The organism is Enterococcus sp. RTP21361st1_A6_RTP21361_211029 (assembly GCF_040910045.1).
GTDB classification, from domain to species: Bacteria; Bacillota; Bacilli; order Lactobacillales; family Enterococcaceae; genus Enterococcus_D; species Enterococcus_D gallinarum.
Window position 1 is genome coordinate 1 of record NZ_JBDGBK010000131.1, and the last position, 6,233, is coordinate 6,233.

Here is a 6,233-nt window from a genome sequence, read left to right on the forward strand (position 1 = left end):
CTGAGCCAGAATGAGGTTCATTCTGACCCAGATTTGATTTTGTACAACCCATCAGTCCTTATTGACAAAGAGCCAATAAAAACCGTGAAGCAACCACCCGCCTAGGATTGATGGTTACTTACACGGTTTATATTACACCCTCATTTTTGGTGCTAAAAAGCACCGAAAATCTTAATTATTGTCAATTAATAATTCTTTTGGATTCCTTCTTAATATATTGAATGAAGAAATAATCAATGATACAAGAAGTACTAAACTCATAAATATAACTACATAAATCATGAATTTAGGTAATACATTGATATCTAAACTTGATAATGTCTTGTTAAATCCTTCAGCTTCTGCCCCACCACCTAATTGGCTAGATGCAGCTTGTTTAGCTATTTGTTTAGCTATATCACCAGTAACCTTATTCAATATATTATTCCCAAGCTTGTCAGCTGTATATTGAGCTAAGAAATAGGAACCAACGAATGCGGGGATTGATATAAATACCATCTCAATTAGGAATTGACCAAAAATTTCTAATTTTGATATACCTAATGATAGTAATACTGCTATTTCTTTCTTTCTAGCATTCATCCATAAGAATAATAATAATGAAACTACAACTCCTGCAAATATTAATGAGCCAAAGAATAATTTATTTGAAATTGAGTAAATACCTGATATAGATTGTTGTAATGCAGGGTAATTTGATGAACTTTTAATCAAATTATATTCTCTCCAATTTATATCTAATTTCCCAAGATCTTTTATTACACTATCAAGATTCTTATCACCTTTTACAAAGAATGTTGCATCTTGGTATACAGCTGTATCTTCGGTATTACCATAAACTTTAGCAGCTGTATGAACATCAGTGATTAATGTATTTTCGTATAGTTCTTGTGCTGCACTTACTCCACCGCTATTATGCCCATCGAATAGACCTTTAATTTCTACTTCTACTGTTTCATCTGCACCTTTCTCATTATCAGCATCAAATAAATTAGATTTTATTTTTATCTTATCTCCAACTTTAAGATTATTTTTTTCAGCTAAATCTTTATGCATTAAGATTTTATTTTTATCTTCATTTTCTAAATGCTTTCCTTCTACTAATTTATATGCTTCTGATACAAATTTTGTTTCTTTTGTTGAATCGTTAACCCCAGTTAACATAACTGTTCTTTTAAAATTCTTTGCTCTTTCAGGTGATTGATTCGCAAGAGTCTCTTGAGTTTCAATAATATCATAATCAACTAAATCTGCAACACTGTTTATTCTTTTTACATAGGAGTCTATACTATCTGTTTGAGATATCTTTTTAATATCTTCACCTTTTACATTTCCCCCACCTCTAGGTGTTCCTGGATTTACTTGTCTATTTATCTCCATAGAAAAACTATTTGTTATATTAGTAAATGTTTCTTTTGAAGCTCTGTCCGTAGCATCTTTAATAGATAAACTAATGAGACTTAAAGTTGACATAGATAAAATAACTAATATGATAATTAATGATTTTAAACTTTTTCTAGTTACATAAGCAAATGCATTTTTTATCATTATTCAACCTCCAAATTCATTTTATTTACTTTTTTCAACTTTTTACCACTTAGTTCTAAAATGATATCCGCAGAATCTGCTACTTCCTTACTATGTGTTACAACTATTACACATTTATTTCTATCTTTAGCTAATGTCTTTAATATATTAATTATTTCTCCAGCAGTAACACTGTCTAGATTACCAGTAGGCTCATCAGCTAGTATTATTGGAGCATCTGATACCAATGCTCTAGCAATAGCTACTCTTTGTTGCTGTCCACCAGATAATTTCATAACATTTCTTTTTATTTGTTTTTTATCTAAACCTAGTTCAAACAAGATACTTTCATCTGCTGATTTATTTACTAATCTAATATTTTCAATTGGTGATAAATAATCTATTAAATTATAGTTTTGAAATACTAAAGATATATTATTTTTTCTATGATTACTATATCCTTTATTTTGTATATCTTCATTCTTAAACAATATTTTTCCTGTTTGAGGTTTATCAAGTCCAGCAAGTAAGGAAAGAAGTGTAGATTTTCCTGTTCCTGACTTTCCTACTATCGCATAAAACTTCCCAAGTTCAAATTTTTGATTTACTCCTGACAAAACTTTTTCTTTAGAATTTGCATAACTATATGCTACATTCTTTATTTCTAATATATCCATTATTTTCTCCTAACTTATTTTTGATAAGATTTCTTTAGGCTTCTTGATTAACATTAATGAAGAAGCAAATACAACTGATAAAACAATAATACTTATTAATATTAAATAACTTTGTCCAAGTGTTGTTATATTTGACATAAAACTACTATTATTTATTAAACTTCCACCGGAAATCATTGAATCCTCTGAGTTAATGAATCCATCTACAATTACTTTTAGTAATACATTTCCTAAAAATAAGGAAGATATTATACTTGGTATCGATATGAATATTAACTCGAATATAAATTGCATTATAATTTGTATCTTAGATGTTCCAATAGATAAAAATATACCTATTTCATAAATTCTTTCCCTTAACCATAGAATCAAGATTAATGAAAGAACAACCATCCCACCTAACATAATAGAATAAGTCATTACTTTTATTATATATTTTATTCCACTCACTGACTCTAAAGACTCTTCAAACGCATTAGAATCTTTTTCAACAAAATACTTTGACTCATCAATTTTAAGCTCTTTCAATTTGTTTAAGGCTAAGTCTGTAGATTCTGCACTACCAGAATACATTAAAATTTTATTTGCAATTTCATTATTTTCTGAATTGTTTAATATCTCTTGGCTTGTTGAATAATCTACAAACACCATATTTTCACTAAAATCAGAAGATAATCCTGTATATGTTTCCTGTTTTTTACCAGAAAAGATCCCTATAATTTTAAATTTATGACTTTTTATTTTTCCACTTTTTTCAATATCTAGTAATTCAAGATCAACTTCATCACCTAATTTTAGATTGTTTTGTTTAGCAAATTCTTCATGAACAATAATTGAATTCTTATCATTTTCTTCTATATTTTTACCTTCTTTAATTGTAAATACTCCACTACTAAATAAAATATTTCTTTTAGTATTATTTGTAGCTTCGAGTGAAACAACATTCTTAAATTCGTCAGATAAATCTTCTCTATTTATTCTTTGTTCTCCGCTAACTACTTTAGCATCTTTTAGTTTTGCTAATCCATCATATTGAATTATTTTTTCTTCAATTTCTTTTAATTTTTCAATATCTTTAAATTGATTAACATTAAAATATTTACCATCTTTTTTTGTTATTGATATTGAAGAATTAGAACTTTCATATAAAGCCTTTTCTATTTCATTGCTTGATTTCATTATTGTTAAACAAGAATACAAGCAAGAAAGAACTATAGTTAATATGATAAAAATTATTAAAGTTCTATTTTTCTTTCTTGTAATATATGCTATAGCATTTTTTATCACTTTCCTAACTACTCCTCTCTATTTTCTTACTCCATAACTAATTGCATCCACCGGACAAGCATTTTTACATCGTCCACATCTGATACACTCCAGATGATTGCAATTCTCAACTGAATCTTTATTCATTTGGCAAACTTTTTTACATTTTCCACAATTAATACACTTATCCTTATCCAATCTATATCTAAATATTGAAATAGGGTTAAAAATTGAGTAAATAGCTCCAAGTGGATATATATATTTACAAAAAGGTCTATATATAATTATAGAAAGTAACAAAGTAACTATTAGAATGATTCCTTTCCAATAATACAAGAAACCTATCGCACTTCTCATACTTTTATTTAATAAAACAAGTGGTAATCCTCCTTCCAGCATACCAATCGGACAAATAAGTTTACAAAAATACGGAGAACCCTGACCTAAAATATCAACCAAAAATAAAGGGAATATTAATGAAAAATACAAGTAATATTATGTATTTCAATTTTCTCAAATGTTTATCAAACTTAAATGTTTCAACTTTTTTAAAAAAGGGAATCTTGTGTAGCAAATCTTGAATCAATCCAAATGGACACAGCCATCCACAAACAAATCTTCCCACCAATGCTCCTATAAAAAACAAAATCCCAACTATATAATAAAATAACTAATCTTATATTTTGAATTTCCAATTACTGCCTGTAGTGATCCTATTGGACAAGAACCTTTTGCTCCCGGGCATAAATAACAATTTATACCCGGAACACAAATTTTCTTTAAATTCCCCCCGTAGATTTTACCAGTCTTAAAGCCTTCAAAGTAAGAATTAGCAATTAAAAACCAAACGGATTGAAATAAATGCTTAAAACGATCTCTTATTTTATATTTATCTTTTTTTGTACTACCATTTATAATATTTTTAATTCTATCCAATTCCAATACACTCCATACAAATTCTTATCGCCTTATCCAAGACAACTTAGTTTCTCCATTACTATCAACAAAGAAAGTCTCTGGCATAGCCTGTATACCATTCAATCTACCATTAAAGTTTGTCTTATCTGGCATTAAGAAAGGATATGAAGCCTTTGTCTTTTCATGTATTAACTTTGACTTTTCAATTGCTTCCTTGTTTTCACCGTTATCATCAACAGGATCTGTAACAACTCCAACGATATTTACACCCTTGCTTTTCATTTCATTCTGAACCTCAACCAAATCAGGAATTTCCTTTACACAAGCTGTACACCAAGTTGCAAATACATTTACCATAGTAAGATCATACTTCTCAAAATCTTTACTTGTAAAATCCTTGCCATTTATGTCCTTTGTTGATAGTTTACGTAAATCTTTAACCGATTCTTTGTTAAATGCTTCTGTATTTTCTAAATCAGTTTTTTCTGATAGCACAAAACCATTTTTAGGACGTTCTTTTTTATCTATAATTTGAATCTCAGTTCTTTTTAATTCATCCAGAAGATTACTTTCAGCTCCGCTATTTGTGCTTAAATAGCAATCGTATTTTCCATCACTTGAAACTCCTATTTTAGTATGAGTATCACATTTTATAATTTTAGATTTTTTTCTTCTGATGTATTTTTTTCAAATATACCAATAGTCCCAATTCTTTCAAGCTCATTTTGCCAATTTTTATATCCATCGCCCATCTTTTCTATAACTGCATTCTTTTGTTCTTCTGTCATTTTTTCAAATGTCAAAATAGCATACTTTAGTTCTTTATCTATAGGACTTTGATCATCTAACATCGCTATCTTTTTATCAGCTATATAATTTCTAAATTTGTCTGAGAGTTTAAATTTAAGCCCTAAATATTCATAAACATATTCTTTCTTTGCCTCCAATGTATAATCTGATGGCTTAAAAGTTTCATTTTTGCCATTTGCATTAATTGACATGCCTTCCTCTTCAGAACTTATGGATTGTCCTTCTTTTATTTTATTGTTTTCATTACTTTTTTGACACCCAACTGCGCTTAAGCTCAAACATAATGCAAGTAATAGGCATGCTCCTCTTGGTACTATTTTTTCATAAATTATTCCTCCTTTATTTTTTACACAATAGCATTTTATAGCTACTTTCAATAACATTCTACACACCTTTTATGAAACGTTGATGAAATATAATTTTTTATTTTTCCAAACTATGGTATAACAGTATAAGTATTATGCTTAAAGTTGTTCTTACACGATTAGTATATGAGCAAGCACAGTAAGTGTACGGACACTTACGAAAAAATTGATGAGGCAGCCCTTTGGGATCTGCTTCTTTTTTTATCAATTTTTAACTTGTTAGGGTGTACCCTAAGACCCCGAAATACATTCAAAGGAGGATTACCTATAGCAAATAGAATACGAAATGAAAGGCTTGAAATTAAATTAACAGAAGAAGAAAAGGCTCTTTTTGAGGAGAAAAGAAAACTTGCGAAATGTAAAAATATGAGCCATTTCATCCGCAAGTGTGTTTTAGAAAAAGAAATATATTAAGTGGATTTAGAGCCGTTTAGAGATTTACAGGGTTTCCTTTCCAATGCTACCAGCAGCATAAATCAGATTGCAAAGCGTGTGAATTCCACCGGCATAATCTATAAGGACGATATAAATGATATGAAAAAGCAGATTGAATATTTCTCAAAAGAGTTGTGGCAAATACATTCTCTGCTTCTTGGATAGGTTACACTGAACTAGACAATAAAAATAAGGTGTGTAAAATATAAGAAAACACACTGGAGGAATTGTTAAT

6 protein-coding genes and 2 pseudogenes are annotated in these 6,233 nt (G+C 28.8%); 1 reads left to right on the plus strand and 7 read right to left on the minus strand.

The features are described 5' to 3' along the window. Nucleotides 1–171: 171 nt before the first annotated feature. From AB5Z52_RS15685 to AB5Z52_RS15715, 7 genes and pseudogenes are all read right to left on the minus strand, one after another. Nucleotides 172–1,548 (minus strand): ABC transporter permease, encoded by a 1,377-nt coding sequence (locus AB5Z52_RS15685; protein ID WP_137264882.1) that lies wholly within the window; start codon nt 1,546–1,548, stop codon nt 172–174. Next, a complete protein-coding gene (locus AB5Z52_RS15690) occupies nt 1,548–2,204 on the minus strand; it encodes an ABC transporter ATP-binding protein (RefSeq protein WP_002298083.1) in 657 nt (218 codons plus the stop codon). The genes AB5Z52_RS15685 and AB5Z52_RS15690 overlap by 1 nt, the downstream gene beginning before the upstream one ends. A 9-nt stretch (nt 2,205–2,213) precedes the next feature. Further along, nucleotides 2,214–3,491, minus strand: a complete 1,278-nt coding sequence (locus AB5Z52_RS15695) for an ABC transporter permease (protein WP_002301194.1) — start codon at nt 3,489–3,491, stop codon at nt 2,214–2,216. Between the two features lie 18 nt (nt 3,492–3,509). Continuing rightward, nucleotides 3,510–4,406 (minus strand): annotated as a pseudogene (locus tag AB5Z52_RS15700) (4Fe-4S binding protein). Next, the gene (locus tag AB5Z52_RS15705; protein ID WP_256278187.1) at nt 4,399–4,446 is read right to left on the minus strand and encodes a CD1871A family CXXC motif-containing protein; all 48 of its coding nucleotides are present in this window, start codon (nt 4,444–4,446) and stop codon (nt 4,399–4,401) included. The pseudogene AB5Z52_RS15700 and the gene AB5Z52_RS15705 overlap by 8 nt, the downstream one beginning before the upstream one ends. Continuing rightward, nucleotides 4,431–4,883, minus strand: coding sequence for a TlpA disulfide reductase family protein (locus AB5Z52_RS15710; protein WP_238696197.1), 453 nt, complete (start codon nt 4,881–4,883; stop codon nt 4,431–4,433). The genes AB5Z52_RS15705 and AB5Z52_RS15710 overlap by 16 nt, the downstream gene beginning before the upstream one ends. A 155-nt stretch (nt 4,884–5,038) precedes the next feature. Beyond that, the gene (locus tag AB5Z52_RS15715) at nt 5,039–5,581 is read right to left on the minus strand and encodes a hypothetical protein (RefSeq protein ID WP_002298088.1); all 543 of its coding nucleotides are present in this window, start codon (nt 5,579–5,581) and stop codon (nt 5,039–5,041) included. Between the two features lie 249 nt (nt 5,582–5,830). Between AB5Z52_RS15715 and AB5Z52_RS15720 the strand changes: the two are divergent. Beyond that, nucleotides 5,831–6,163, plus strand: a pseudogene (locus tag AB5Z52_RS15720) (plasmid mobilization relaxosome protein MobC). Nucleotides 6,164–6,233: the final 70 nt, after the last annotated feature.